At 53.6% G+C, this 1058-nt stretch carries 1 pseudogene; it reads left to right on the forward strand.

Going from position 1 to position 1058, the window contains the following annotated elements:
• Positions 1–545: 545 nt before the first annotated feature.
• A pseudogene (locus DUT91_RS27130) lies at positions 546–710 on the forward strand (helix-turn-helix domain-containing protein); the annotation flags it as partial.
• Positions 711–1058: the final 348 nt, after the last annotated feature.

The following is a 1058-nucleotide window of genomic DNA, read 5'->3' on the forward strand; positions in this document are numbered from 1 at the left end:
GTTCCGCGCTATTGCCACGGTGCAGAACGGCTTCGGCGAGAGTGGGACTGGCACCCATCAGAAGCGATCCGAGAAGAATGGCGGCAGGGAAACTGAGCTTCCTTAAAATCATTATTTGGTTCCTCCCAAAGGTGACTGGTAGAAAACGCCGTTTGGAAGCAAATAAATAGGGGCGCCAGCACCCCTATTTGTAAAATGCATTCAGATTCCCGCCCCTCAGTAGCCACATAGTGCGGTCATCGCCATCTTCCTGCCGCCTCCAGAGGAAGGAGCTGGCAGGGGGGCGTCAGGGCCTGCCGCAGGGGCTCTACTCTTCAATCGTAAGCTGCAAATTCTGCATGAACAACCGGACACCAAACTATTCCAGTCTGTTCGCCACATGCATCTGGGGCGGGTCGGTTATTCGTAACGCGCTTGCTTGGTCAGCAAGGTGTCCGCATCGCGCCGTGGGGCGGGGGTATGTGGCGCGATGCGGACACATTTCAGAGAATGCCCAATTGTGGGCAGCGGCTCGCGTGACGGGGCGACAATCAGAGACGCGATGGCGGCTTCCAGCCGTGATCGAGCTGGTCTTGTCGCGACCGATCGTGTCGGCCGCCATGATCGCTAAGGCGAAAATCACGCCGCGAGGCGCCCTCAACCTGGTTGCTGAACTTGACGTTCGGGAAATGACGGGGAGGGGGCGCTACCGAGCTTGGGGTGTGATTTAGCCGGAGAAGGCGATCATGGTCACAGTTGCTCGAAAGTCTCGAAACGACACGGCGATTGAGGTGAATCCCGCCGCGGTCGCTGACGTTCTCAAGGTCAGTATATTTTTCTTATGTATAGGATAATTGACTGTTATTTTTATCTGTTCGACATGCGATGTTAGCGGATATGCGCAGAATTTTCTTATTTATTATTAATAAAATGAATAATAGTTTCCCATATCGCTAGGGTCAGGACCTATTAATTTGGTTTGAAATGTGATGCGCGGTCTCCATTGAAGGAGGAGGTCGTGATGGGTGATTTGTTACTGCTGAGCGAGCGCCAGATGGCACGGATATCGCCGCATTTTC

Origin of the sequence: Paramesorhizobium salinisoli (assembly GCF_003335045.1) — a bacterium.
Taxonomy (GTDB): Bacteria; Pseudomonadota; Alphaproteobacteria; order Rhizobiales; family Rhizobiaceae; genus Paramesorhizobium; species Paramesorhizobium salinisoli.